Origin of the sequence: Stenotrophomonas sp. HMSC10F07 (assembly GCF_001807895.1) — a bacterium.
Lineage (GTDB): Bacteria > Pseudomonadota > Gammaproteobacteria > Xanthomonadales > Xanthomonadaceae > Stenotrophomonas > Stenotrophomonas sepilia.
The window spans coordinates 1-1,638 of sequence record NZ_KV791430.1; the positions used below are offsets into that span (position 1 = coordinate 1).

Sequence of the window (1,638 nt, forward strand, 5' to 3'; positions counted from 1 at the left end):
TGGCCGACGATCTGGGTCAGCTGCGCGACCGTGGCGTTGGCATCGTCGCGCATGCGGGCGAACACGCCCTGGTAATCGCCGTGCATGCGCGCGGTCAGGTCGCCATCGGCGATGGCCGACAGCAGCTGCGACAGCTTGCCGAGGTTGTCATCGCTGACCGCCATCATCGCGTTGAGGTTTTCCAGCATCAGGCGGAAATCGTGGTCGAAGCGCTGCGCATCGCCTCGGCGGCTGAAGTCGCCGGCAGCAGCGGCGCTGGCCAACTGCTTGATCTCGGCGTTGATGCGCCCGAGGTTGGCCTTGACGGTGTCGACGGTGGTGGTCATCGCCGCCTTCTCGCCCGGGTAGCGGGCGATGTCGCGGCTCAGGTCACCAACCGCGTACTGCTGCACCACGTCCAGCACATCGTGCAGGGTCTGCACGTGGCTACCCACCAGGGCGTTGGTTTCCTGCACCATCAGCCCGTACTCGCCGGGGAAGGCGCTGGCGTCGATGCGGTAGCTGAGTTCGCCACCGTCGTGGCGGCGGGCCATTTCGCGCTGGCCGGTGATGACCGCATGCAACTGCTGCTGCATGCCGGCCATGGCGTCCAGCAGGCGGCCGGTTTCATCGTGCGGCTGCGGGCCGATATGGCTGTCGAGCTTGCCGGCGGCGATGCCCTCGGCGACGGCCGTGGCCTGCTTCAACGGCACGGCGATGCGATTGCCGATGACCCAGCTCAGGGCCAGTACGATCAGCACCAGGACGCCGCCGGAGACTGTCATGATGGCAGTGAACACCAGCGCCTGCTTCTGCACGTCGTCCATGTAGACGCCACTGCTGACCACCCAGTTCCACGGCGCGAACAGGCCGGCGTAGGCGACCTTCTCGACGTCGCCCTTGCTGCCCGGCTTCGCCCAGCGGTAATTGACGAAGCCACCACCGGCGCGGGCGGCTTCGACCTGGTCGTAATAGATGCGCACACCGTCGTCGGTGCGGAAGTCCTTCATGTCCTTGCCGACCAGGTCCTTGCGGAACGGGTGCATCAGCAGCCGGTAGCCGGTGTCGTAGACGTTGAAATAGTAGGTATCGCTCTCTGCACGCATCACTTCCAATGCCTGCAGCGCGGCGCGCTTGGCAGCCTCTTCGCTGAGTTCGCCGGTACCGGCCAGGCGGTGGTAGTGCTGCAGGATGCCGTAGCTCAGTTCGACCTGGGTCTTCAGTGCGGTCTTTCGGGTCTCGGTGAGATCCAGGTACTGCATGCGGGCGGCGATCACCGAGAGCGCGATCACGCCGAGCGCGATGAGCAGCGTCAGCAGGTTGAGCTTGCGCCGGACGGAAAGATTGCTGAAGTAGTGTTGCCAGCGATGCAGGAGATTCATCGAGCAGGACCAGGTCGAAGCGGGCGGGCGGCGCCGTGCCGGTCACGGCGGGATGCGCCGTGACAACCCCGTTATCGGCCGATGCGGCGGGGGATTGAGGCGTGCTGTCGGAACGTATTCAGGTTCCCTTGCAGCGGCGGCTGCGGCGCTGCCTGCGGCAGGCTGGTTCTGAAGCAACAGCAACAGCAACAGCAGTTGGTCGGCGCTGGATTGTCAGTAGGTGGCTGGGCCGGGGTGGGCAGCCAGGACACGCCGTAAACCCGTCCATGGGGGCTCG

1 protein-coding gene is annotated in these 1,638 nt (G+C 65.8%); it reads right to left on the reverse strand.

The genetic code is table 11. From position 1 onward, the window contains the following. Positions 1-1,361, reverse strand: a 1,361-nt coding sequence (locus tag HMPREF3114_RS15610) for a cache domain-containing protein (RefSeq protein ID WP_141750831.1), incomplete at its 3' end; no start/stop codon positions are given. Positions 1,362-1,638 lie beyond the last annotated feature (277 nt).